This window comes from Paenibacillus thalictri (genome assembly GCF_004307995.1).
Taxonomy (GTDB): Bacteria; Bacillota; Bacilli; order Paenibacillales; family NBRC-103111; genus Paenibacillus_AF; species Paenibacillus_AF thalictri.
Genome location: NZ_SIRE01000012.1, coordinates 173,509 through 199,508, shown reverse-complemented (window position 1 = coordinate 199,508; position 26,000 = coordinate 173,509). Strand labels below are relative to the sequence as shown.

Here is a 26,000-nt window from a genome sequence, read left to right as displayed (position 1 = left end):
ACCAGAATGAATGGAAGCAAAGGAGCTGACGGCGGCAGCTCCTTAAGGATGTTTCGCTAACATGGTGGCTAGACGGCTTGATCATCAAATTACAGGAGAACATTCCTTAGTGCAGACTATCTCATTTGCTCATAGGAGCACCGTCCCATAATCGTTGAATGGCTTCCAGATCGTAGCTTACAGATGGGAGTATTTATGCTATACTTTTATTAAATTCGATGGAACTTTCGCTTGTGTTTCTGGGTCTTTTTGCCTAGATCGACTATGAAGTTGAAGCTGCAGAGCTAGGGGTATTGCATATGGTGATAGGTTTATATAAACCGGAATCTACTAGCTTGTCGCCTGAATGGGCGACTTTCATTCATAATGAAGCGAACAAACAAGGGCTTTTGATCATTTTTTTCGATTCTTCAGGTATTGATGTAAACTCATATACTGTTCAGGGAAGCATTTGGATGGAGGGTGTTTGGCAGCAGCAGCGCATTCCGTTACCTGAAGCAGTCATAGATATAACTACCTATGAAACCCAGCAGTCGATAGAAAAAAAGTGGCTGGGTCAACATACCATGTTAATTGCAATGGATATGCCGGTAGAGTATGAGGAGATTTATCTTGGTTTGCAGAAATCTCCGCTTTTGTGTGCGCTTGTTAAGCTCGGCCCAGAGGAACATTTATATAGACCGGGCAGTAAGGAGTACCTCCCCCCGCTAGAAAAAATGTATCGTTTTCGCATCAGGATGAGTTGTTCTATAGAAGGTCGATGGATGACAGACAGTATAGAACTGCGTAAGGATGTAGTCCCCTCCAATGCAGAAGAGACCACTTTGGAAAGGGACATTCATTCATTTCTCCTAATGGAATTTCCTGACTCTCATATGTTCATAGTAGCTCATCTCATGCACAAGGCATCTGAAGTCGCAATGCTGATTCAGTCGCTCAACTCGTCAAGACTACCTTCCATTTATGTCGATCTGACAATTGATGGCCAGAGAGATACCCGGTTCTGCGGGGCTGGTATTGGCCGGGACGAGCTTGAGAGGATGTCGCTTGCAATGGCTTATGCCAAGCAACTGGCGGAAGATGGCAGAAATGCTCCGTTTCAGCCTCATGCAAACGACAGTTCATTTGCCGGACACACCATAGGGATGCTAATGGGATGGCCTCTTTCACCGCTTTTTTTGGAGGCTTGCCATTATGTTGCTCAATCAAACGGAGCACGTTTTTTTTACTTTTACCCAAGAAACGTAGATTTTAAGAAAAAGCAGATACGAGGCTCATTCCGGCAAGATGGAAAATGGATAGAAGCTGATTTTTCTTTTCCTGATGTGATCTATGACCGGATGAGAAGAAGGAACGATGAGTATGCTTCATTCTATCAGGCTTTGTCAGATATTCCGATCACACATGAACTTAAGTTCGGAGCGAGTGATAAGATCACAGTATATCAGGTAATGGTTTCCGAATCCGAGCTGGTATCGGCCGTTATTCCGTTTCAGATGCTGAATCATCCGGATCGTGTAAGGGCTTTTATTGACAGTCATCCAAGTGTCATCCTGAAGCGCAAGAGAGGAACGCATGGGAAAGATAGTATCACGGTAAATCGAATGGACGGGCATTATGAGGTTTTTGATCAAAATTTTTTGCACTTCATGAGTAGAGAGGAATTTGACGATCTTCTCAGGGAGCTTAAGAAGCATCATTTTTTTGTCCAACAATTTGTCAATAGCAGAACCAAGGAAGGTTTTCCATTTCATATTCGTGTGCACCTGATGAAGGACGGCTCAGGAAAATGGGTGATCATATTTATATTTCCTTCGTTTTCGCTAAGACCTTATATGAAGATTACGAACCATGAGAAGACTTTTCGTGGAGTAACGAAATGGGAGTGGTTTATAGGCAGCCAATTTGGCGAGCGGCTTGATGGAGTGACGGATAGTAAAGTTAAAGCATTTTCTTACAGGTTTACTGATTTTTTAGAAAGCTGGCTAGGCAAAGGTTTTCATGAAGTGGGGCTCGATCTTGGCATCGACGAACACGGAGATATCAAGTTATTTGAGGCTAATTTAAACAACGTTGGTATGAATTTTCATGAATTTGAGGCCGCCAAGCACGGAATTGAGTACGCCTTATTATTGGCTTCCGGCAAGTAAATTTCTTAATACTAACTTTTAACCCAAGAAGGTGCATTTGGATGGTTGATAACAATAAGGATGAAGCAGAACTGCAAGCATCACAGCGCAAAAGATCCAATTTGGACAAATATAGCAAGGTAGCTCGCACTTCAATGCTGGCGATCACAATGGGTATGAATTGGAATCCTGCAATCTCGACTGCTGCGAATAATGGGGGGTCAAACCCTTCCGATCTGCCGACTCAACAGGTGGCCGCTGCGGCTCCTATCCAATACCAAGGAAATTCACTGGAATATTTCCGAAACCAATTTTTACCTCTGTCAAGCTTTCATTCTCTGACCTTCGGAGAGAACGCGCCGACGGCGACTGTGTCCATTCAGGGCACGGCTGTAGTAGGTCAGACACTGATAGGATCGTACCAATATGCGGATGCTGAAGGAGATCCGGAAGATGTATCGGTTACCCGAAGCACGTATCAATGGTACAGTTCAACCAATGGGATTACCTATGTGCCAATTACCAATGCAACAAGTTATACGTATACCTTAACGCCTAGTGACGCGGGCAAGTATATTGAGTTTGAGGTAACGCCGTATAGTACAGTAGAACCGAAAGCCGGCACACCTACGAAGAGCCTGGCAACAGCCATGGTAGGTCCTGCACCGACGGCGCCGACGGCGACTGTGTCCATTCAGGGCTTGGCTGTAGTAGGTCAGACACTGATAGGATCATATCAATATGCGGATGCTGAAGGAGATCCGGAAGATGTATCAGTTACCCGAAGCACGTATCAATGGTACAGTTCAACCAATGGGATTACCTATGTGCCAATTGCCAGTGCAACAAGTCATACGTATACCTTAACCCCTGGTGACGTGGGCAAGTACATTGAGTTTGAAGTAACGCCGTATAGTACAGTAGAACCGAAAGCCGGTATACCTACAAAGAGCTCGGCAACGGCCATTGTAGGGCCTACGCCAACTGCACCGACGGCGCCGACGGCAACTGTGTCCATTCAGGGTTCGGCTGTAGTAGGTCAGACACTGATAGGATCGTACCAGTATGCGGATGCTGAAGGAGATCCGGAGGATGTATCGGTTACCCGAAGTACATATCAATGGTATAGCTCAATCAATGGGATTGCCTATGTGCCAATTGCCAATGCAACAAGTAACACGTATACCTTAACGCCTGGCGACGTGGGCAAGTATATTGAGTTTGAGGTAACGCCGTATAGTACAGTAGAACCGAAAGCCGGTATACCTACGAAGAGTCTGGCAACGGCCATTGTAGGTCCTGCACCGACGGCGCCGACGGCGATTGTGTCCATTCAGGGCACGGCTATAGTAGGTCAGACATTGATCGGATCGTACCAATATGCGGATGCTGAGGGAAATCCGGAAGATGTATCGGTTACCCGAAGCACATATCAATGGTATAGCTCAACCAATGGGATTACCTATGTGCCGATTGCCAATGCAACAAGTCATACGTATACCCTGACGTTTGGTGACGTGGGCAAGTATATTGAGTTTGAGGTGACGCCGTATAGTACTGTAGAGCCGAAAGCTGGCATACCTACGAAGAGTGCGCCGACGGCTGCTGTAATCGTTATATCTTCTTCGTCTCGTACAGGGACAGCTACCGGAGGAACCGGGACAACAACTCCAGTAACTCCAGCTCCGGTAACTCCGTCTCCGCAAGAAGAAACGCTGATAGAGGTAGTAGCTGTTAAGAAAAATGTGGAAACTAAGGAGTCAGCGAAGCTGATTCTGACCAAAGATGAAGATGGTAGTTCGTTAGCGACATTCCATATCTATACAGACGGGGTGGTTCAATCCTCACAAGAGGCAAATAAGAAGGAAACGATCGCGGTACGTGCAAAAACGCTCATGGATGCGCGGGTAGTTTATGCAGATATCGCCGGCAATGCTATCGAAACCTTGACGTCAAATCAGCAAAGACTGGCAATTCTGACTGGAGATGTAGCAATTGAATTTCCGGCAGCTTCGCTTCGGATCAACGATCTTGTCAAGCAAAGCGGTGTAGTTGCGGATAAGCTGAAGGTTGAAATTAAAATTGAAAAGCAACCCGCGGCTGTAAAAGAAGCAGCAAATCAATGGGCAAGTCTGCAAAAAGCAACCGTGATTGGCGAGCCTTACAAATTTAGCATTCTGATGAATAACGGAAGCAGTTCTCAGCCTATCGTTCAATATGGGAATAGATATGCTTATCAAACCGTGCCAATTCCAAAGGGAGTAGGAAACTTAAACTCCTTAGGAGCGGTAATGCTGCTTGACGGCAAATATGTCTCCGTCCCTGTTCGGATCGTTGATTCCGAGCATGCACTCATTCAAACGCCTACCAATGCGACGGTCATGTTGATCCAGAGAAACGAGAATTTCCCGGATACAGCAAATCATTGGGGTAAGAATGACATTCGTTTAATGGCGGACAAGGGCAATGTGGATGGAGACAAACAAGGTAATTACAACCCTGATGTTGTAGTTACCCGCGCTGAATTTGCCGATCTTCTGGTGCGTTCCTTTGGCTTGGGACATCTGTACAATGGAACCGCGGCATTGGAATTCAAGGACTTGCCTGCTGATGCTGGGGTTCAAGAGAAGATACGAATAGCCGTAGGGGCAGGTTTGTTTACAGGAATATCGGCTGACAAATTCGCGCCAGATCAAGCCGTTACGCGTGAACAGATGATCACTGTGTTAATGCGGTTCTACAACGAATTTGGGCTAGAGGTTGATCCTTCCATTGCTCCCAATCTTCCACCTGATTTCAGTGATAAGGGTCAAATTTCCGGCTGGGCAAATGCAGATGTGAAGGCAGCTGCCAAAGCGGGGATTATCAACGGATATGAAGATGATACGATTCGTGCGCTACGGACGGGGACTCGTGCGGAGGTCGCAGCGCTGATTAGACGATTCTTGCATACGACTAACCTGACAAACTAAACAGCATAACAAAAGAACCTTCAGACTCGTACCGGTCTGGAGGTTCTTGGCGTGCGGACAACGGTCTAAAGGCCGATAGACGGTCCCTTCTATCTGACATTAAGCACTGAGAGTGCATAAGGAATGACTAATCGGGCAGTATCGTAGGAGTGGAGCGTTTCGCCTGGACCGTCATATTCTCCTCCCAGCAGATAAATGGTTCGGTTGCGATCCATCGCCACATCTATAATGAGCTCGTGTATTCGATGATGATTCGCCAATTCCAATTGTTCAGCCATTGTAACGGCAAGTGTTTGAACATGTATATCTACTTCTGTCCCAGACATTTCGTCAAATTCCCGATTTAACAACCAATCCCAGCTTACGGGAAAAGGGAGGGAGCCTTGCGGATCGGGAGAGACAAGCGCTAGCAGCGGCACAATATGAATGATTTCCCAGGTCCCGTCAGCTTGTTTGAACAAATAAACACGTAAATGGAGGGAGTGTCCGTCATGCGTCTTGCTGTCTATTTGTTGAATAAGGATATAGTTGGATTCTTGAAACAATTCCAGAAAAGAGAGAAATTCAGCTTCGTCAAAGGCATGCACATAGTCCCCGTCTCTCACCGCATAGTGTGAGGGCAACCGCCGGATCATGATGATATCTTCCATTGGCAAGGTACTCTCCGATTTCATCACAACAGGGTTATGACAATCTACAAAGTTCTTGGCTTCTTCGGGACTCTCGGGTCGTAGAAAATAAGGCAAGTGATTGGACAAAAGTGGATGTCTGGAAGCAATGGCGAAAAAGAGCGAAGAAGGGATTGCACCTTTGGGCTCGCTGGATGTCAGGAGCATATTGGAGCTCCGGTGGTACAAAACGTTAGAGGCTTCATCATATTCTTGATCGATCAAGTTATACACGATGTCTGGAAAAGGATAATTTTTGTGAATCCATTTCTGCCCATCGCGCCAAAATCCGGAAATGGATGCTGCCCTGAAGCTAATATCCTCTAGTAAAAAATAAACCAGTTGAACACCGTATGCCTTGGCGACATCGGCATAGGCATCCAGGTCTCGCGATGAGGGGTGTGTGCTATATAGCAATCCAAGTGTGACCTTAGGGTTATTGCCGGATTTGGCCGAAGCTTGGTTGCGCGATGCGATTTCTGCTACATACTTTGCATATGCAATGGCCTGGACGGCTCGTTCTTTTTCATGATACAAGGTTCCTGGACAAGTATTGGCTTCATAAAACCAAATACGCTGTTCCGCATCAATCGCAATGTCGATGCCCAGTTCATTTAATGGATGAGCATAATGGGCGTTGATGGCGTCAGCAATCTCCAAACCTATTTCAGCGAGGCGTTGCGGGAAGAGAAGATAATGATCCGGGAATAGACGCATTAGGAAATTCTCTAAATTTTCTGTGCGGCCGCCTACGCTTACATTACTGGTAATCGTATCTTTGGCTCCAATTCGCGGATAAATGACGGAGATCACCCATTTACCCTCACCGTTGCGCTGAGCAAGAATACGAAAATCAAACGGTTCTCCGTCTGGCGTCAGACAAACAATATAGGGCTGGATTAAATAATCCTGCCGTTTCAAATTATTGACGAATTCGGATAGCTCTCTGCGGTCCATGCCAATCCGTTCCGCTCCTCTTTGCAGCTCATATAGACGGCCATTGTGCGTTAGCGCCTGGACGCCTTCACCGCGACTGCCCCGAACGGGTTTAATGACAAGTTTGGCGTGCGACTTCAATAGTTCGTCGATCTGATCTACATTCTGGAGAAGGGCTGTAGGGACAAGAAACTTCGATAGAGAAGGTGATTGGGAAATCAGTTTGGTAATTTTCCATTTATCATCGATTAAAAAAGCAGTAAATGGGACTATTTTGCGAAAAATAAGTTCACGATCCGAGCGTCTGCGTGGCCCCCACGGTCTTATATTCATGACCGATTGCGGAAACGGGAAAGTTCCCTTTGCCCAGCTGCCATCAGCGTAGACACTTCCGTCAATTGTCCTTTGATCCAGATTGATTCCCGACTCATTAAAAAAAACCAATTTAACCTTCTGTTTGACTGACTCCGCAATAATAGACTGTATGCGTTCCTCAGTCATGACTTCAAAAGGATTATGAGGATGGAAAACGCCTATATACACCAAAGTGCCTCCTTACACGATCAGTTTATTATTTACGGTAGCTACCATTCTTTGAAGTACATTATAGCAAATTCACTTTGTGAGCAAAATATAAAATCTCGGAGCAAGCGAATAACCGATTTAAATCACTATAGGATCGGATTTCATTCGCGTGTTATACTTATCGAAAACGAAGAGTACACCATTCACTAAATGGAGATGTGTTATGTCGAAGCAGAACGAAATTCCGGCCTATACCCTCTTTACCATGCCGTCCAACCGTTTGCAGCGGCGGTCTGCTTTTATCATTGGCCTGGTCATTGCCGTCATCACGTTGATGTGCGTTCCGTTTGCCCGGTTGGACTTGCTCAAGAGCAATACATTCCTGCCGACCTTGCTGGGTACAGTGGTCTGTTTTGAATGGATGACCATCTTCGTGTTCTACAATCAGTTTCGCATCCACCGCTCCCCGCAAATTTTGGTCTTGTGTGCAGGGTATGCGTACACTTCTCTGATGACGTTAGCTTATCTAATCCTGTTTCCCGGGTTCTTTCCGCCGACATTTTATAATCCGGGCAATCAGACGGCCGAGTATTTGTATGTCTTCTGGCACGCCGGATTCCCTTTGGCCATATTGATCTATACCGTCATAGAACGTTGGTTTGGAGAGGTTCGATGGAACCCAAAACAAGCCTTGCGGGGAACCGTCCTATTTGGCGTGGGAGTCGTTGGCATCGTCGCTTGTATCGTATATGGTTCGATTGCTTTTGAAAATCGGCTGCCCTATTTGATGAACTTCGGCCTGGTGTCGAGGTTGTTTACGTTTGGTTTTGCTTTGCCGATTATGGTACTTAGCTGTGCAGCCTTTGCCTTCTACTACAGACTGACCCGGGCAGGAACGGTGACTTCGTCTTGGCTCTGCGTCGCCTTGCTTGCGAATGTATTGGACGTGGGAATTGTTTTATGCGGAGGTAACCGATTCAGCCTGGGGTGGTATGTGTCCAAATTCGATACCTTTATTTTCGCGAATATCGGACTTGCCGGAATCATTTACGAATTTATCCAAATGTACGTGAAGATGACGGGGCTGTATGACCAAAGCCGTAAGGCGGAACGCAAGATTGCGGAACAAAGCAGGATTATTGAACGGATGCTGGCCTCGAGCCATGAAGCGGTTACGATGTGCGACAATCGGGGGATGGTTGTGTTTGCCAATGGGAGATTTGAGGAACTGTTCGGAAGACCCTTGTCTATAGGGGATTCCCTGATGACCTATATCCAGGGGATGAAGCTGCTGAATGGGGGAGTGCTCACCGATGGAATGTTCATTTATTTCGAGAAAACGCAGGCCGCTTTCCGTGAATTCGTTACCCATCGGGCGTCGGATGGAGAGACGTACTACTATGAGTGTCATGTCACTCCGATTAGGGATGAGGAAACCCCGGCCTTCTATGGCCACTTGATCGCCTTCGGAAATCGCACTGAAACCGTACATAAGGCACACAACGATGAATTGACCGGACTGCCAAACCGTCGCTATATCGGGGAGTGGCTTGAACGCCGAGTGTCCTTGCAAGAAGCGGGAGAGGCTCCTTATGCGGTGCTGTTCCTGGATCTGGACGGGTTTAAACGGGTGAACGATACGTTGGGGCATGAAATTGGCGACAAACTCTTGCAGGAAGTATCGGCCGCGCTCAAACGTTGTACCGGCGAGCAGTGTATTGCAGCCCGCTGGGCCGGGGATGAATTTGTGATCCTGGTGGAACGGGTCGAGCATTACGTTGATTTGGAGCAGTTAGCAAATCGTGTTATTGCCGACGTGCGGCGTATTGAAATAATCAAGGGCCACCCGGTGGCCATCTCCTGCAGCATGGGGATCGCTTTGGGCACCGAGGCCGGTATGGATGCTAAGACCATTCTGCATCAGGCCGATCAGGCGATGTACGAGGCCAAGTCGAACGGGAAAAACCGTTACTGTTTTTATAGCCAAACAGCGTAGGTTCAATGGACATACAAATGCCGGTTAAAAAAGAGGAAATACGATTAAATTCGCTTTATTATTGATACGAGCCTTATCCTAAATAAGGCCAAGCTTTAATTGTTAAAACAAGTTACCTCGAACAGGATTCCGCCCAATGCTGTGAAGTATAGGGTGTACCCGCCTCTCATCATTTTAGGCACATCGGATCCAATTCCGAATGCGGTAAGTTTCTTATGGAACTCATCAACCTCCGTTGCGGTGCTGACGTAGAACCCTAGGTGAAAATCTTTCGGATAGCGATAATGTTCATCTTGGTTAGCCTGCATGAGGCTAAGAACTAAGGTAAATCCATGGCCGTCATCCATAACGGCAATGGCAGCTGCTTTTTGTTCGATAAGCTGAAAGCCAAATAAACGTTGAAAAAATACAATCGCTTCGGGTAAATCGAGAACGCACAGGTTCAAGTGGTTAAGTTTCATTTGAATTCACGACTCCTTTAAGGTATTGAATATTACTAAAATGCATGAGACGTTTCGAATTTAATCTAATGCCGTTAGAATAATCTAATCCCATTAGATTGTCAAGTCATGATATACTTTAAATGAAAGAGGTGAGCATTGTGGCGAGACGACGAATGTACATTCACCGGCCAGATGGACAAAACGAAGAACTCGGATCAGGTCATGTGCCGCTTGATCGGGAGAGGATACTTGGAACCGCTCTGGAGGTCTTGAACGAGGTTGGATTAAAAGATCTCAGCATGAGAAAAATAGCGGATAAATTGCAGGTAAAGACGGCTTCCTTATATTATCACGTTAAAGACAAAGAAGAATTAATGCAGCTCCTTTCAGACCGGATATGCAGAGGAATGGCTTGGCCGGAACCGTCCTTGGCTTGGCAAGAGCAAATTTACCAGTGGGCGGAGCAATTAAGGAAGGTTCTTCTTTCCTATCGAGATGCAGTAGAGTTGTTTAATCAAACGATTGCAAGGGGCTCAGAAAGACTCGTTCAGATCGAAAAGTTATATCACCTGCTTGTTAGCGCGGGTTTCCCGGATATCCACATTCCATGGATTGCAGCCATACTGAAAAATTACGTGTTTGGTTTTGTTGCTGAGAATGTTCAACTCATGACTATAGCCAATAACCAATACGATTCTTATGAAAACATGAGCGCTCATTATGAGCAGTTTTATGAACAACTGCCAGAGGATACATTTCCGAATATGATTCGCTTGGCTTCCTACACGACTAAAACCGATTGGGAAAAAGAATTTCATTTCGGCTTGAGCGTGTTAATAGACGGTTTAAAGGATAAGCGTTAGCAGGCAAGTCCTTCATAGATGCTAGTAGCCTATTCCCGCCCATGTACCTAGAAAAAGACAGGATCGGGGAACTCCCTTATCCTGCCTCACGCATGTTATATATTTTTTCTATTGTACTAGACTCTCCAAATCCGGCTGCAATTTGGTCCGCAGAACATACAGCATGATGGCACCAACAAGGAATGCGACGGCGTCGGCAATGACGATCGACCAGACTACCCCGTGGAAGCCGCTCATTCGATTGGCGATAAACAACACAGGAATCAGAGTAATTCCTTGAATAATTGACATAATAAACGCAGCGGTGCCTTGTGCTGTTGCTTGGAAGATCCCCGTGAACAACGTAGTCATTCCTGTAATAAACAAGGATAAGAACGTGACGTGCAGGATGTAGCTGCCCATTTCAATTAATTGCGGGTCATTCGTAAATAAACCAATTAAATGACCGGAAATCAGATAGACGATGACGCCAAACACAACTGCTAACGCTACAATCGTTTTGATCGTAAATCCAATAGTATGCTTCATACGTAACTTATTCGCTGTAAAAGAGAAGGCAATCAACGGCACAACTCCCTCACATAAGCCCATCAGAATAAACTCAGGAAATTGCAATAAGCGGGATGAAATTCCATAAGCCGCGACGGCTTGATCCCCATATTCAACGAGAAAATGGTTGAAAATAAGCGACATTGCCCCCAAAAAAACACTCATAATAAAGACGGGAACTCCGATTTTGAAAACATTGCTTAGAATGTCTTTTGTAGCCTTAAACCATTTTACGGAAACCGTTAAGAATTGGCTCTTAACTCCCATATGAAAGGCGTAGAAAGCACTCGCAACCAAGTTAGAAATGACCGTAGCGGACGCCACGCCGATCACGCCCCAATGAAAGACAAAGATGACTAGTGCATCAAGAATAATATTCACGACAACACTGAGAATCATACCGGTCATCGACGTGATGGCTGAACCCTCGGAGCGCACAATATTCTCCAGCGTGAAAAATAAGACGACGATTGGGGAACCAATAAGCATAACCGTGACATACTCCTTCGTGAATCCGAAGGAATCGGGCGTTGCCCCCAGACCATGGACGATTGGATCGATCAACGGGAGACCAACGGCTATCACGATCAGACCGAGAACTAAACTGCTGTAAAAGGCAAATGAAGACACATGTTTGACATCGTCATATTTTTTCTCTCCCAGCAAACGGGAGATGAATGTGCCGCTGCCCATGCCTATCAAGTTGCCTAGCGCCATAATGATCGCAAATAATGGCAAGGTGAGTGCAAGTGCGGTTAACATCGCCGTATTGCCCAGTGTTCCAAGGAAAAAGGCATTTAAGATGGAATATATGACATTCATCGACGTGCCTAACATCATCGGTACTGCGAAGTGAGCTACGGCTTTTGCGACCGGTGCTTTTCCGAAGTAATGGAGGTTTTCTGCATCCATGTGAATCCCTACTTTCTTATATTTATTTTGGTTTTCAATGTGTTAGACTAACGGTGTAAGATTGAACCTTACAGTGTAAGATGATATCATGAACTTATAGACCTGTAAAGCATAAACTTACACTGTTAGATAAAAGGGCGGATACCGATGAAAAAGCAGCAGCCTCAGATTTCGGAGGATAAGATTTTGGAAGCCTCGTGGAAGCTTCTGGATGAGGAGGGCATCGAGAAATTCAGCTTGCGGCGATTAGCCGACCGGCTTGGGATTCAGGCTCCCTCTTTGTACTGGTACTTCAAGAGCAAGCAGCATCTCTACCAACGTCTGGCCAACCAGGTATCGAAAATAATTCTGGAGGAGTTTCACTCCGAAGGGGACTGGAAGGAGCAGCTGATGGGACTGGCGGTAACGGTACGGAGTGTGCTCAGCCGGTATCCCTGCTCCACGCAGCTCATGATGATGACGCTGCCCCACGAACCGGACATCATCCGGTTCACCAACCGTATGCTGCTCTGTGTGGAATCGACGCCACTAGAGCAAGAACAGAAAATGCAAGCTGTTACTACGCTTGTGAACTATGTCTTCTATTTCGTTCTGGACGATTATCAGCATGAGCGCAATGTCTCTGCGGCCCTTAAGGATCAAGGAACGCTTCCGGGTGAGGAGATGGTCCGACTTCTCGACTCCATGGGCGAGACGGAAGCGGGGCTGTTTAAGAGGATGTTCACGAATGGGCTGTTCGAGTTGATGGGGACCGACGTGGCGTTTGATTTCGGCTTGAAGTTGATTTTGTTGGGGATTGAACAGGTCATAAAAGAGCGAGAGAAGTAGCATGTAAAAAAACGCTCCATCCGTTTAGCGGATGGGCGTTTCCAATGGGTTTGCACCCAATGCGCTGGAAAATGTGTTTGCGGCGGATAACGTGATTGCATGGTTGGATGTATTTATTATTGCACCAGTTGAAAGGATGTTTCGGCTAAAGGTAGTCCCATAAATCCGCAATATCGCCCGGCAGCTTCGATGATGCTTTCTTCTCTGTCTTTCAGAGAGGCAAACAGATTAAATTCGATGTCGATCCCTTTGGTCTTCACGGTTCGTTTCCATATGCCGGAGACTTGGCCGTCGATAACGATGGTCGGCATGAATACGCCGTTATTGCCCGGGATAACATGGCGTGCGTGCGCCGCGCTTAATATCGCGCTCCGGTTTTTGTAGCCAAGCAAATATTCATCGAATCCCGGAAGCAAATAAACAGCCGGTTCTTCGTTGACTGCGTAAACCGGGGCGTTGTCGGCCGTCCAGTATTCTTGTCCGCTTATTTTCTCCGACACCAGCCGGGACCGTATAGCTTCGATTCCTTGTCTTGCGTCAGAGAGCGTGATCCCGGCCCACCAGGCTAAATCTTGTACCGTTGCCGGCCCATGGCTCGCCAAATACTTCTCCGCAAGCACAGCGAGCGCTTCGACCCTGCTGATTTCCTTAGCGGCAGGCACCCACTCATCCAGCAAAACAAAGGTTTGCTGTTTGCCTTCTCTTGGCCCAAGACAAATGAAACTGCTCTGTGCGAGATACCATAGAAGATGATAACCGCGCTGATTTTTCGTGTGGAACCCATTTTCCTCCAGCAACTGCATAAGATTAGGACGGGATATCCGCTTGTTCCCCTGCAAGGCATCATAGATAATCCGCTTGCAGCGCTCAATAATCTCCAGATTAAGCTCCAATTGTTGCAATCTCCGCCCATCCTGCGCCAGCATGCGCGATGCTAGATGTTTGAGCATCCACCTTATGTTTTCCGGATGCACGAAATGAATCGTACCGCGCATCGCCCAAGTCAGAACAATTTTACGATTCTCAATAATTTGCTCGATATCCGCCGTAGTAGCAGATTGCGTACGTATTCCGATTGCCCACAGGGCCTGATGGTAATCTTGTGCTTGCAAAGCGCCGAGTTGTTGGGCAACATGTTCGCTTTGCTCCATTCTTGCGCCAGTGATGTGCAGATTGTGCATCCGTCGAAAGGGGATGTTTGATTCTCTCATGGATTCTATCATGGACTGCCTCCCGAATCAGAATCGGCATTTCTTCCTAACCTTTCCTGTCACATTGTTCTTACATTATACCAGATCGGGGGAGCCATTGGAGGTGCTCTTGTACTTATGACGATTCAATCCGAAGATACATTGGCTGCGCTTGCGAACGGCAGCACCAAGGACGCTCTTGTTGAAGAAACGATTCGCTTGGCAAACCTGATTAGCGGTCAAACCCCATATGACGGCACCTTTAGCCAGCGCATCCCCGGTTTGTCCGTGAGCCGTTATTCTCGGGTAAATGAGGACTATGTGAAATCTTTTGACATGCCCTCCATGATCATTGTTGCACAAGGGGCTAAAACCGTAACAGTAAGGCAAGAGGTTTATCGATTCAATCAATCGCAAATACTTATGCTTCCTGTCGCTCTGCCGATTGCTATGAAGGTCACACACGCTACTTACACCGAACCTTACTTGAGTGTGAAGCTGGTTCTTGACCCGCATAAAATTGCTGAAATGGCCCTCAGGGTATACCCGCAGGGGGTGCCTGCAGCAACGAAATGGAGCGCGGGTTATATTCTTAGCGCCGACCTAGGAATGATGAACGCTGCAACAAGACTTGTCCAATGTTTGACCCATACCGGCGATGCTGAATTGCTCGCTCCCCTTGTAATGGATGAGATTTTGATACGCGTCTTGCGCAGCCCTATTGGTTCTTGGATGGCTGAGCTTGGTTTTGCAGGCTCGGAAGCGCATCTAGTTACGAAAGCGATTGCTTGGCTCCGCAATCATTTCTCCGATCCAGTAAAAGTTGCGGAATTAGCTGAAATGGTACATATGAGTGAGTCCACTTTTCGAGTGCACTTTAAGTCCATGACTTCAATGAGTCCATTACAATATCAAAAAGCACTTCGTCTTCATGAAGCGAGACGCTTAATGGTATCCGAATCATTGGATGCAACAACAGCATGTTATCTAGTAGGCTATGCCAGTCCCTCGCAATTTAGCCGGGATTACAGCCGTTTTTTTGGAAGTCCGCCAAAAAGAGACGTTGTTGGACTGCGTCCACAGGTGACTGCTGATTCGAATCTTCCGTTGGAATAGGCAATAAGTGAAGCAGAACGGGCAATCATCGGGATAAGATGCGTTCTACAATAAACTTAAGCCTGATAACCACGAATGCCGATTACGCGCTAATCATTTCGTCGGTTGGGGAGATTTACTATTCAGTGTAGGAGGGTCTCTTTATGCGTATTTTTGTAACTGGAGCGACAGGTTTTATCGGCTCTGCCGTTGTAAGTGAATTGTTAGGAGCGGGGCACGAAGTCATGGGCCTGGCTCGCTCGGATGAAGCGGCCAACTCTCTTCTTAAGGCCGGGGCATTTGTACACCGCGGTTCTTTGGAAGATCTCGAAAGCCTAAGAAGCGGTGCGGAAGCAGCGGATGGTGTCATTCATACGGCCTTCAACCACGACTTTGCTGACATGGCGGGTGCTGGCCTCATGGACCGCCGTGCTGTTCAGACTTTCGGTGCGGTGCTTGCCGGTTCTGGCCGGCCGTTGGTTGTTACTTCCGTGATCGCTCATCTTCCGCCAGGTCGAATCGGCACAGAGGAAGATGCCCCTGATGTCAACACTGCAGGTAAGCATCGCATCGCTTCTGAAGAGGAGGCTCTTTCCTTGGCTTCTCAAGACGTGCGTGTATCCGTGTTGAGGCTGCCGCCTTCGGTACACGGCGATGGTGACCGCGGCGGTTTTGTTCCGGCATTGATTCATGCCGCTCGGCGTACAGGTGCCGCAGCCTATGTGGGCGAAGGTGCAAACCGCTGGTCCGCTGTGCACCGGCTGGATGCAGCACGACTTTTCCGACTGGCGTTTGAAGCCGCTCCTGCAGGCTCCAAACTGCATGCCATCGGCGAGGAGGGCGTGTCTATTCGCGAGATCGCAGCCGTTATCGGACGCCGCCTCGATTTGCCTGTAGTCAGCAAGTCGCTTGAAGCTGCTCCCGGTCACTTTGGTTGGCTGGCGCATTTTGCTTCGCAGAACATTCAGGCTTCGAGTATGTTGACCCAAGAACGGCTCGGGTGGAAACCTGAGCACGCGGATCTTCTGAGTGATCTGGAAGGGGATTATTATTTTAAAAGCTGATATGGAACGACAGGATTGTCCCGATTCCCGGTACAAGAAAACTGGAGCGTTTGGAAGAAAATCTTGGAGCTGCCGAGCATTCTAAGCAGTCTGTTATATCGAAAATTAAGAGAAGTACAATGGACAAGCTTTTCACAATGAGGTGAAGAGCTTGTTACGATTTTATGCTGATGTTGGAGCAACCTTCTTGCATGGAATAGACAGGCATGTCCATAATAGATAGAATATAATCTAGACTCAAGAATATAGAAATTCGTTGTTACTTAGATAGAAGGGGTATACTTATGAGCGAGCAAGGCTTTAAAGACTATAAGTTAGGCGAAGAAATTACCCGTTCTTTAGATAACTTGGGGTATCAACAACCAACGGAAGTTCAAAGCAAGGTGATTCCGATTGCGCTTGAGCGCAAAGACATGACCGTCAAGTCCCATACGGGAAGCGGGAAGACCGCGGCTTACGGCATTCCGATCTGCGAGATGCTGGAATGGGAAGAGCATCGGCCGCAGGCGCTGATTTTAACGCCAACTCGCGAGCTTGCCGATCAAGTTATGCAGGACATTATGAATATCGGCAGATATAAACGAATCAAGGCAACCGCTATTTATGGAAAGCAGCCTATCGCCAGGCAGAAGGCGCAACTGCAGCAGAGAAATCACGTCATCGTAGGCACGCCGGGGCGGTTGATCGATCATATCGAGAAGCAGACGATTGATTTGGAGCAAATCAAGTTTCTTGTGATTGATGAAGCCGATGAGATGCTGAATATGGGATTTATCGAGCATGTGGAGAAGATTATCCGTGAGCTGCCCCAGGATCGAATGACCATGTTATTCTCGGCGACCTTGCCCAAGGACGTGGAAAATTTATGCCATAAGTATATGAATGATCCATTGGACATAGAGGTAAAGACCGAGGCAAAAACGACAAGCCAAATCGTACATTCGATGTATTCGGTTAGGGACGAGAACAAGCTGAATCTGCTGCGGGACGTCACCGTTGTCGAGAATCCGGATAGCTGTATTATCTTTTGCCGAACGCAGATCAGGGTCGAAGTCGTGTTTAAAGAATTAAATAAACACGGTTACCCCTGCGGCAGAATTCATGGGGGAATGGAGCAGGATAAGCGCACGGAGATGATGAACGCGTTCAAACAAGGGGAGTTCCGCTATCTGATCGCGACGGATGTCGCCGCAAGAGGGATCGATATCGAGAATATCAGCCATGTCATCAACTATGATTTTCCGCAGGAGAACGAAAGTTATGTTCATCGAACCGGTCGAACGGGAAGGGCTGGACATTCGGGAACGGCGATCTCCTTCGCCACACCGACTGAAGAGAAGTTCGTTGCCAACGTTGAGCGGTATATCGGCTTCGAGATTCCCAAGAGAAGCAACCCTTCCCAAGAAGCAATCGCGAGTACCCGTCCTGCTTTTGAAGAGAAGATAAGGGGACGGCGAATTGTCAAGAAGGACCGGGGCTCCGGTTCGAATCAGGAAGTATTGAAGCTTTATTTTAACGGGGGGAAGAAAAAGAAGCTCCGAGCGGTAGACTTCGTCGGCACCATCGCTAAGATTGACGGGGTATCGGCGGATGACATCGGGATTATCACGATAGAGGATAACGCATCGTACGTGGATATTCTCAATGGCAAAGGGCGCCTTGTTCTTGATAAGATGAAAGATACGACGGTCAAAGGCAAGCTGCTGAAGGTACTTGAGGCGAACCGGAAATAAAAATGAAATAGAAGAGAGAGTGAATGTTCATGATTCAAATAACGATGCCGACACCAGATGTCACGATTTACAAACAGGAAAATCCGGAATTAAGCCATATTTACGGGTTTACCGATTTCATTCTGATTCCTAGAGATAAAGCGGGGATCTTTATGTTCTACAACGATAAAGATGAACTCCTTTTCGTCGGCAAGGCGTGGAAGCTAAGACCGCGAATTAAGAAGCATTTCGAAGATACAGTGTCGGTCATCAAAGACTATCGGGAGGAAGTGACCAAGATCGAGCTTTGTTTGGTCGAGGACCCCGTCCATAGAGAAATTTACGAGACGTATATTATCAACGAATATAAGGCTAAGTACAATGTAGATAAGGTGTTGTACAAATAATAGACGGAGTTCCTATTGCCTAAGGCGCCATGATATAAAATAAAGCAAAAAATGCCTTTAATCCACGTTCGGTGGGTTAGAGGCATTTTCACATCTAAGTGTGGCTTACGTAAGTTCTGATAACTGGAGGGAGACATCTGATCGTGTGCCATAAGCAAAAATGGATCATAGTTCTTCCAGTTACGAGAGTTTCCCTCCTTGCAATATGATGCATTCATTACTAATATAAAGTTAGTATCATTTCTTTTTATTGTATCTCGTTATACACGAATGATGAATTAGGCACACTACAGTAACATTGCATTTCATTTTATACAAAAACCGAGATGCATTATATGGTTAAAGGGAGGATAACAAATGGACAGGGACCCGAGTAATTGTAGAGTCGCGACGGCGTTGGAGACGATTGTAGGTAAATGGAAAATCGCCATTATGCTTCATTTACTTCATAATGGGACGATGAGGTTTAGCGAGATACAACATGCAATGCCGGGTGTTACTAAAAAGGTGCTTACTGCCCATCTGCGCGATTTGGAGGAAGAAGGCATCATCCAGCGCGTAGTGTTCCCGCAGGTTCCCCCTAAGGTTGAATATTCAATGACAGCATACGGAGCCACTCTCCAGACCATGCTTCAGATGATGCATGACTGGGGCGAAGCGCACTTGATAAGAAAACAGCAGGAACAAGTACAGCAGTCGCTGAATTGTTAATTCTCCTCGCGGCCGCTGATACGGTTTTTCGATTCGCCCGCCACTAGAAGCGAAAGTCTGAATCAAGAAAAGTCATTGCAACTTGGTTGTAGATTGTTTATTGTGGATATCACGGGTCTATATAGGTTGTTATAAAAAAGAATTCGCCGGAGCATGAGACCGGCTATGGGGACTCAAACGAAAATAGGAGAGATACGAATGGGAAATACGGATAAGTTCGAAATGATTGCCAAAAGGTACGACACACCGGAAAGAATCCAAATTGCCAAGGTATCGTCAGATGCCATCAGTGAATATGTAGTGGATGCTAAAAGCAAGAAGGCTATTGATTTTGGCTGCGGAACCGGCCTTGTCGGAATGAACTTGTTAAACGCTTTTCATTCCATGCTTTTTCTCGATACCTCCCCAAACATGCTGGATCAAATCAAACAAAAAATTTCTGATTTGAATATTCAGAATGCACATACATTATGTTTTGATTTTGAAAAGGAAGGTCTGCCGGGTTTACGGGCCGACTATATTTTCATGGCTCAGGTCCTGCTTCATATTCATGATGCCGAATTCATTTTATCGAGATTATTTGATGTTCTGAACGAAGGAGGGCATCTGCTGATCGTCGATTTTGACAAGAATGAAAAAGTCGTTTCGGACATCGTTCATAACGGGTTTAAACAAGATGATTTGGCTGAGATGATGATGAAAATAGGGTATAAGGATGTTCAATCCAAAACGTTTTATACCGGAAGAGGGATATTCATGGGACATGATGCCTCTATGTTTATTCTCCATTCTCGAAAATAGACTTCCACAGGGAATCGTCTCGTAAGGCCTATGCTTCTGCCGCGGCAAGCGGCTTTATCTTTGTACAAGTGAGAGCAGCCGCGCGCTTTTCGTACGAATTAATCGGATTGCCAGCTTGCAAGCATTAAATGAGCCTTCTGTGGATCATGAATCAGCGCCATTCGGTATTCCAACATCAAGTGAAGAGTAGCCAGCATTTGATCGTATTCGTCTTTTTTACGCTGGATTTCACTTATCTTCTGAGAAATCCACTCAATGATTTGTTGATTGGTAAGCGTATTGGTATCATGATCCTGCAAAACTTCCTTCAGTTCGACTAGCGAACAGCCTACGCCCTGAAATTTCTTAATAAGCTTCAATCGTTCGATCGCCTTGTCCGAGTAATTGCGATAATTATTTTTCTCTCTCTGGACATGACGGCCGTCCAGTAAGCCTTCCTTTTCGTAAAAACGAATGGTGTGAACGGTTAAACCCATCTTTTCAGCTAGTTCTTGAATTTTCATAGCAACTCCCCCTAAAAAACGACTTGCCTTAGAGTTCACTTCATAGTTTACACTAAACGTGTTCAACTAATCAAAGGATTTGTAGGAGGAGATTGTTATGAGAATTTTCGTAACTGGAGCAACAGGATACATTGGTTCCGCCGTTGTCCGCGAGCTCATCCAATTCGGCCATAAAGTGGTAGGTTTAACTCGCTCAGACCAAGGCGCCGCGGCTTTGGAAGAAGCCGGAGCGGAGGTGCATCACGGTACCCTTGAAGATCTCGACAGTCTTCACAGCGGAGCAGCTTCTGCGGATGGCGTCATTCACTTGGCTTTTAAGCATGATTTCTCGGATTTCCCCGGCGGGCTTACAACCGATCTTCGTGCTGTTGAAACGATGGGGGCGGCACTGAAGGACTCCGGCAAGCCCTTTGTGATTACGGCTCATCTCAATGGGGAGGCGTCGGACAATGCAGTCATTGCACTGGCTGAACAAGGCGTGCGGACATCGATCGTGTCGCTGGCTCCGTCCGTGCACGGTGAGGGAGAAAAAGGATTTGTGCCGATGCTGATCCGTATCGCCCGCGAAAAGGGTGTCTCTGCCTACATTGGTGACGGGGCCAACCGTTGGCCGGCTATACATCGCTTCGATGCGGCAAGCCTTTTCCGGTTGGCGGTGGAAACCGCTCCTGCAGGATCACGGCTGGACGGAGTGCACGATGAGGGTGTGCCTTTTCGCGACATCGCAAGCGTCATTGGCAAGCAGCTGAACTTGCCGGTGGCCAGCATTTCACGCGCGGAAGCAGACGCTCATTTCGGCTTTCTCGGAGCCCTCGCGTCGCTGGACATCCCAAGGACGAGTGCACAGACACAAGAGCTATTGGGATGGAAATCTGTGCACCCCACACTGATTCAAGACCTCGAACAGGGCCACTATTTTAACAAATAAAACGATGGTCCAGCTCCGCAAACGGAGGGAAGATCGTCGAATATCAATAAAAAGGCCATCCTTCAGGGATGGCCTTTAAAATTTGATGTTGCATAACTTGTACAATCCTGCTACAAATGACGGAATAAAAATGCCATATTTCTCAGGAAAAACCTTTATGTTACGCGAGCCGTGTCTTGAAATCTTGATAGCCGAATTCGCGCACCACGCGGCAATCGCCATCTTTGCCTTGAACGGCAATCGCCGGAAGCGGCATGCCATTAAATGTATTGGTTTTCACCATGGAGTATATCGCCATATCCCCAAATACGACCCGATCGCCGCATTGTAAGGGTTGATCGAACGAATAATCTCCGATCACATCTCCCGTCAGGCACGTTTGCCCTGTAAGCCGGTACGTAAACGGCTTCTCACCAGGCTCACCGCTCCCCATCAGAGGAGGACGATAAGGCATCTCCAGTACATCCGGCATATGACAAGTCGCGGAGGTGTCCAGAATCGCAATATCGATCCCATTCTTATGAAGATCGAGCACGGAAGCGATTAAGTAACCTGCGTTAAGCGCAACGGCTTCCCCTGGCTCCAAATAAACCTTGAGGCCGTATTGCTCCTGCATTCTCGTAATGCAAGCTTCAAGCGTGGAGAGATCATAATCGTCTCTTGTAATATGATGCCCGCCGCCGAAATTAATCCATTCCATTTGCGGCAGCCACTCTCCAAACTTATCTTCGACCGCCCGCAGCGTGGTCGCAAGGTCGTCGGAGTTTTGCTGGCAGAGCGTATGGAAGTGCAGTCCGGATACGCCGTCCAGCAGATCCGGGCGGAAATCTTCCCGTTTGACCCCGAATCTGGATCCGGGCGAACACGGGTCGTAAATTTCGTGCCCGACCTGAGTCGAGCATTCCGGGTTAATGCGCACACCGATCTTCCGGCCGGCCCGAAGAGCCCGGTCCTTGAACCTCTCTAGTTGGGAGAAGGAGTTAAAAATAATATGATCGCAAATGGAGATAATTTCATCGATCTCGTCTTCCCGATAAGCAGGGGCAAAGACATGATTCTCTTTGCCCATTGCTTCATAGCCAAGCCGTGCTTCAAACAAGCCGCTGGCGGTCGTGCCGTTCAAGTATTCGCCAATGAGGGGGTACAAGGTTGTCATGGAAAATGCTTTTTGGGCCAAAATAATCTTTGCTCCCGTACGCTGCATGACACCGTTCAGGATTTTAAGATTTTTCTCGATGAGCGCCTCATCGACGACAAAACAAGGCGTAGGTAGCTCTTCAAACCGCATCTTAACGAGTCAGCGCCGGTTGTTTGACAGTTTGGAGCGAATCTTCTCTATCATCAACCAATACAGGATTAAAGTCTTCTACCCATGGAAGTCCCCATTTGTTCAACTCTTCCATGAATGGATCCGGATCGAATTCTTCGATGTTGTATACCCCCGGTTTGTTCCATTTGCCAGTCAGAATCATGGCCGCGCCGATCATGGCAGGAACGCCAGTTGTATAAGAGATCGCTTGAGAGCCCACTTCTTGGTAGCACTCTTGGTGATCGCAAATATTGTACACATAATACGACTTATATTCGCCGTCTTTTTTGCCTTGGATAATGCAGCCGATGTTTGTTTTACCGACAGTGCGCGGCCCCAGCGATGCCGGATCCGGCAATACAGCCTTCAAGAATTGGAGAGGAATGATTTTCTTTCCTTCGAATTCGATCGGCTCGATCGAGGTCATGCCGACATTCTCCAGTGCACGGAGGTGAGTCAGGTAGCTTTGGCCGAAAGTCATGAAGAACCGAATACGTTTCAATCCCGGCATGTTCTGCGCAAGGGACTCAAGCTCCTCGTGGTAAAGCAAGTACATATCTTTCTCGCCGACCCCGTTGAAGTCATAGACGCGTTTGATTTCCATCGGCTTGGTTTCGATCCATTCGCCGTTTTCCCAGTATCTGCCGTTAGCGGATACTTCGCGGATATTGATCTCCGGGTTGAAGTTCGTTGCGAACGGATAGCCGTGATCGCCGCCGTTGCAGTCCAAGATGTCGATGTATTCAATTTCGTCGAAGTAATGCTTGAGCGCATAAGCGGAGAACACGCCCGTTACGCCTGGGTCGAAGCCGCTGCCAAGAAGGGCGGTAATGCCGGCTTTCTCGAAACGCTCGCGGTATTCCCATTGCCATTTGTATTCGAACTTTGCAGTATCTTCAGGCTCGTAATTAGCCGTATCCATATAATGAGTTTTGGTCGCCAAGCAGGCATCCATGATCGTCAAATCCTGGTAAGGCAGCGCCAGGTTCATAACGATATCCGGTTTTACCTCCAGGATCAAATCAATAAGATCTTCCAGGTTGTCTGCATCCACTTGGGCGGTCGTAATTTTCGTTTTGCCGCCATCCAGCTTCGCTTTCAACGCATCGCATTTGGATTTAGTACGGCTTGCGATACAAATTTCTTCAAAAACCTCGTAATTTTGTACACATTTGTGAATGGCTACCGATGCCACTCCACCACAACCAATGATTAATGCTTTTCCCATCTCTCCATCTCCTTACCTTGTCATTTTTTTCTTATTTCTTGCCATGCTCGCTGGCCCAGATGATTGCCATCGTTTTTTACGTACAAAAAAACAAGTGGCAAAAACGCATCATCGCGTATCACACTTGTTTGGATATATTTGGGAATATTAAATGTCCCCGTCACCCGGGACATAGCTTTTTTTGAGGAAGCTCTCTAATATTCAAAATATATCGATAACGAATCAGAGTCTATATAGCAAATAATCACTTTTACCACTCTTATTGATCGTTTCACAAGTTAATGTGCGATGCAATGCACTGGTCGTTAAGAAACCAAACTTATAAAATTTGAGCTGCACGCTCAATCAATAAGGCAACCAAAGTTGCCAGTCGGCATTTGACCCGGCTGTCCGTATGGCCTTAACTTCCTTAGTGGATGTGGTCAAAAAAGTTATCTGCTTGGAAAGACTCCGTATATTTTGAATAACAGCTTTCCAACAATGCAATCTCATAATATCATAAACACTAAAGATATCAACAAAAATATTTAAAAAAATTCGTAACATTATATGACAAATTTTGCGACCGAGGAACATATTGGCTTTGGATGTATTTAGAGGAATGCTGGGAAGTGATAAAAATAGGGCTATAGCGCGGCTGAACGATTTAGAATATGCTCCGTCAGTCTATTGCGTTCCTCGTGCAAGCTCTCTACGATTGCGGCGTATTCCGGCGCTTTTTTGCCGATCTCTTCGAAGGTGAACAGCTGCAGCCTGCGTGCGAATTTCTCGAAGGTTTCATCCCCTCGGGCGTCTACCCCTTGAAGCAGCTGCATGCAATCGGCAAAACCTCTCCAAAGCGGCCAGACGCATTCCTGCGAATAACCCGCCGCGTTCATGAACCGGACGCCTTCGATATGGTATTCGCGTTTGACCAGTTGTACATCTGGCCGCAGCTCGGCTGCTATCGTATACAGATCCGCCAGACGATACGTGCGCGGTCCTGCGGCAGCGGACCTGTATGGAGGGCTGGTTTCATAAATAAGTCCTCTCCTTCAATAAACGACTTCAGACAATTAGAATTCTAATTATGAACCAAAAAAATTTTGTTACTCCACCGAATCCTTTATGTGGTTCATATGACCGGCCAGCTTGTTCAGCAGAGTGTTGAGCTGTGCGGATTCTTCTTCAGTGAAGCAGGCCATCGGATCAAACTGTTCGACGGCGTCCAACGCCTCCTTCAGCGATGCAAGTTTATCGCGCCCTTCGTTTGTGATCGCAATGTTGACCAACTTGCCGTTATACGCGTCCTTGCTTTTGGTCACCCAACGCTGCCGCTCCATATTGTTAATGATAACGGTAGCCGTAGGACGGTCGCAGTACAACATCTCGGCGATTTGCGACGGGTTCAACGAAGTTTTGTTTGCGAGCTGCCTGAGGACAAACAGCTGCTTCAACGTGATTTGGTGCGGGAGCAGCCGTTTCTGCAAATAGCGCTCCCAAGTCAGGAAAATAACGCCTATACGGGACATCGCGGCGGGGTTCTTCAACATTCCATACTCCTAACAATTAGAGTTCTAATTATACAATACACATTTCTTTCCCTGAGAGCAATGATCTATTGAGATTAGCGTTGAATGAAATGGAGAAAGCTGCCGCGGCACGCATGCATCAAGTTTTTTCGCAATTCCAGCTGCAACTTGAACCGATTCATAAGCAAGGTGAAAATTGAGGATAATGTAAAATGTGATGTGAAAAAGTAAGCAAATCTCGACTTTTCTCTGAGACATCTTAGTCGCCGTGATTCGGCTTTCGTTATTCCGACGCTTCCAGCTGTTTGAATAAATCGATTTTGTAGTCGATTTTTACCAGCGTTTCTTCAAGCTTCTTCATTTGATCGATCACTTTATTGCGGTATTGCTCCATGAACTGCCGTCGAGCTGTCGTTAGGGAGCTGCCTTGTTCCGGCTTGATGCGAAATTGCTGCATCTCATTGATGGGCATGCCCATTTCTCTATAGTATTTGATAATGTGAAACCATGCGACGTCGGATTCCGAATACAAGCGATAGCCATTTTCGTCCCGCTCGATCCCATTGATTAATCCGATTTTTTCATAATATCGCAACGTATGAATGCTTAATCCTGTTTTCTCCGATACTTGCTTGCTTGTATATTTGTCGCCCATCATTTTCTTGTCCTCAGTCCTTTCATACGTATTGCTATAGAGTTCACTCTATCCTTTATTATACC

Annotated in this window: 22 protein-coding genes; 12 read left to right on the top strand and 10 right to left on the bottom strand. The window is 46.8% G+C overall.

Going from position 1 to position 26,000, the window contains the following annotated elements:
* The first annotated feature begins 299 nt into the window (after window positions 1-299).
* Window positions 300-2,150, top strand: a complete 1,851-nt coding sequence (locus EYB31_RS18155) for a YheC/YheD family protein (protein WP_131014784.1) — start codon at window positions 300-302, stop codon at window positions 2,148-2,150.
* A gap of 41 nt (window positions 2,151-2,191) precedes the next feature.
* On the top strand, window positions 2,192-5,101 hold the full coding sequence (locus EYB31_RS18150) for an S-layer homology domain-containing protein (protein WP_131014783.1): 2,910 nt from the start codon (window positions 2,192-2,194) through the stop codon (window positions 5,099-5,101).
* 89 nt (window positions 5,102-5,190) lie between these two features.
* Here EYB31_RS18150 and EYB31_RS18145 read toward each other — a convergent pair whose 3' ends face one another.
* On the bottom strand, window positions 5,191-7,248 hold the full coding sequence (locus EYB31_RS18145) for a YheC/YheD family protein (protein ID WP_131014782.1): 2,058 nt from the start codon (window positions 7,246-7,248) through the stop codon (window positions 5,191-5,193).
* Window positions 7,249-7,453: 205 nt separating this feature from the next.
* On the opposite strand from EYB31_RS18145, the gene EYB31_RS18140 reads away from it, so the two are divergent.
* A complete protein-coding gene (locus tag EYB31_RS18140; protein WP_131014781.1) occupies window positions 7,454-9,226 on the top strand; it encodes a diguanylate cyclase domain-containing protein in 1,773 nt (590 codons plus the stop codon).
* A 95-nt stretch (window positions 9,227-9,321) separates the two neighbouring features.
* On the opposite strand, the gene EYB31_RS18135 is transcribed toward EYB31_RS18140, so the two are convergent.
* Window positions 9,322-9,687: a VOC family protein gene (locus EYB31_RS18135; protein ID WP_131014780.1), complete on the bottom strand. Its 366-nt coding sequence runs from the start codon at window positions 9,685-9,687 to the stop codon at window positions 9,322-9,324.
* Window positions 9,688-9,842: 155 nt separating this feature from the next.
* On the opposite strand from EYB31_RS18135, the gene EYB31_RS18130 reads away from it, so the two are divergent.
* The gene (locus EYB31_RS18130) at window positions 9,843-10,532 is read left to right on the top strand and encodes a TetR/AcrR family transcriptional regulator C-terminal domain-containing protein (protein ID WP_165452471.1); all 690 of its coding nucleotides are present in this window, start codon (window positions 9,843-9,845) and stop codon (window positions 10,530-10,532) included.
* A gap of 108 nt (window positions 10,533-10,640) precedes the next feature.
* Here the strand turns inward: EYB31_RS18130 and EYB31_RS18125 are convergent, their stop codons facing one another.
* Window positions 10,641-11,993, bottom strand: coding sequence for an MATE family efflux transporter (locus EYB31_RS18125; protein WP_131014778.1), 1,353 nt, complete (start codon window positions 11,991-11,993; stop codon window positions 10,641-10,643).
* Between the two features lie 147 nt (window positions 11,994-12,140).
* Between EYB31_RS18125 and EYB31_RS18120 the strand changes: the two genes are divergently transcribed.
* Window positions 12,141-12,821, top strand: coding sequence for a TetR/AcrR family transcriptional regulator (locus tag EYB31_RS18120; RefSeq protein ID WP_131014777.1), 681 nt, complete (start codon window positions 12,141-12,143; stop codon window positions 12,819-12,821).
* A gap of 116 nt (window positions 12,822-12,937) precedes the next feature.
* Here the strand turns inward: EYB31_RS18120 and EYB31_RS18115 are convergent, their stop codons facing one another.
* A complete protein-coding gene (locus EYB31_RS18115) occupies window positions 12,938-14,044 on the bottom strand; it encodes a winged helix DNA-binding domain-containing protein (protein ID WP_240762551.1) in 1,107 nt (368 codons plus the stop codon).
* A gap of 105 nt (window positions 14,045-14,149) precedes the next feature.
* On the opposite strand from EYB31_RS18115, the gene EYB31_RS18110 reads away from it, so the two are divergent.
* From EYB31_RS18110 to EYB31_RS18085, 6 genes are all read left to right on the top strand, one after another.
* The gene (locus EYB31_RS18110) at window positions 14,150-15,127 is read left to right on the top strand and encodes an AraC family transcriptional regulator (protein ID WP_131014776.1); all 978 of its coding nucleotides are present in this window, start codon (window positions 14,150-14,152) and stop codon (window positions 15,125-15,127) included.
* A 143-nt stretch (window positions 15,128-15,270) separates the two neighbouring features.
* Window positions 15,271-16,170: an SDR family oxidoreductase gene (locus tag EYB31_RS18105; protein WP_131014775.1), complete on the top strand. Its 900-nt coding sequence runs from the start codon at window positions 15,271-15,273 to the stop codon at window positions 16,168-16,170.
* A gap of 284 nt (window positions 16,171-16,454) precedes the next feature.
* Complete coding sequence (locus EYB31_RS18100) at window positions 16,455-17,903, top strand: DEAD/DEAH box helicase (RefSeq protein ID WP_131014774.1); 1,449 nt, start codon at window positions 16,455-16,457, stop codon at window positions 17,901-17,903.
* Between the two features lie 29 nt (window positions 17,904-17,932).
* A complete protein-coding gene (locus tag EYB31_RS18095) occupies window positions 17,933-18,289 on the top strand; it encodes a nucleotide excision repair endonuclease (protein ID WP_131014773.1) in 357 nt (118 codons plus the stop codon).
* Between the two features lie 357 nt (window positions 18,290-18,646).
* A complete protein-coding gene (locus EYB31_RS18090) occupies window positions 18,647-19,000 on the top strand; it encodes a winged helix-turn-helix transcriptional regulator (RefSeq protein WP_131014772.1) in 354 nt (117 codons plus the stop codon).
* Window positions 19,001-19,198: 198 nt separating this feature from the next.
* Window positions 19,199-19,801: a class I SAM-dependent methyltransferase gene (locus EYB31_RS18085; protein ID WP_131014771.1), complete on the top strand. Its 603-nt coding sequence runs from the start codon at window positions 19,199-19,201 to the stop codon at window positions 19,799-19,801.
* A gap of 98 nt (window positions 19,802-19,899) precedes the next feature.
* Here the strand turns inward: EYB31_RS18085 and EYB31_RS18080 are convergent, their stop codons facing one another.
* Entirely contained in the window at window positions 19,900-20,304 is a 405-nt protein-coding gene (locus EYB31_RS18080; RefSeq protein WP_131014770.1) for a MerR family transcriptional regulator, read from the bottom strand.
* Between the two features lie 97 nt (window positions 20,305-20,401).
* On the opposite strand from EYB31_RS18080, the gene EYB31_RS18075 reads away from it, so the two are divergent.
* A complete protein-coding gene (locus EYB31_RS18075) occupies window positions 20,402-21,232 on the top strand; it encodes an SDR family oxidoreductase (protein ID WP_131014769.1) in 831 nt (276 codons plus the stop codon).
* A 160-nt stretch (window positions 21,233-21,392) separates the two neighbouring features.
* Here EYB31_RS18075 and nspC read toward each other — a convergent pair whose 3' ends face one another.
* From nspC to EYB31_RS18050, 5 genes are all read right to left on the bottom strand, one after another.
* A complete protein-coding gene (nspC, locus tag EYB31_RS18070) occupies window positions 21,393-22,520 on the bottom strand; it encodes a carboxynorspermidine decarboxylase (RefSeq protein WP_131014768.1) in 1,128 nt (375 codons plus the stop codon).
* A gap of 1 nt (window position 22,521) precedes the next feature.
* On the bottom strand, window positions 22,522-23,769 hold the full coding sequence (locus EYB31_RS18065) for a saccharopine dehydrogenase family protein (protein ID WP_131014767.1): 1,248 nt from the start codon (window positions 23,767-23,769) through the stop codon (window positions 22,522-22,524).
* Between the two features lie 626 nt (window positions 23,770-24,395).
* A complete protein-coding gene (locus EYB31_RS18060) occupies window positions 24,396-24,647 on the bottom strand; it encodes a hypothetical protein (protein ID WP_131014766.1) in 252 nt (83 codons plus the stop codon).
* A gap of 210 nt (window positions 24,648-24,857) precedes the next feature.
* On the bottom strand, window positions 24,858-25,301 hold the full coding sequence (locus tag EYB31_RS18055) for a MarR family winged helix-turn-helix transcriptional regulator (RefSeq protein WP_131014765.1): 444 nt from the start codon (window positions 25,299-25,301) through the stop codon (window positions 24,858-24,860).
* Window positions 25,302-25,563: 262 nt separating this feature from the next.
* Window positions 25,564-25,938, bottom strand: coding sequence for a MerR family transcriptional regulator (locus EYB31_RS18050; protein ID WP_240762550.1), 375 nt, complete (start codon window positions 25,936-25,938; stop codon window positions 25,564-25,566).
* Between the last annotated feature and the right edge of the window lie 62 nt (window positions 25,939-26,000).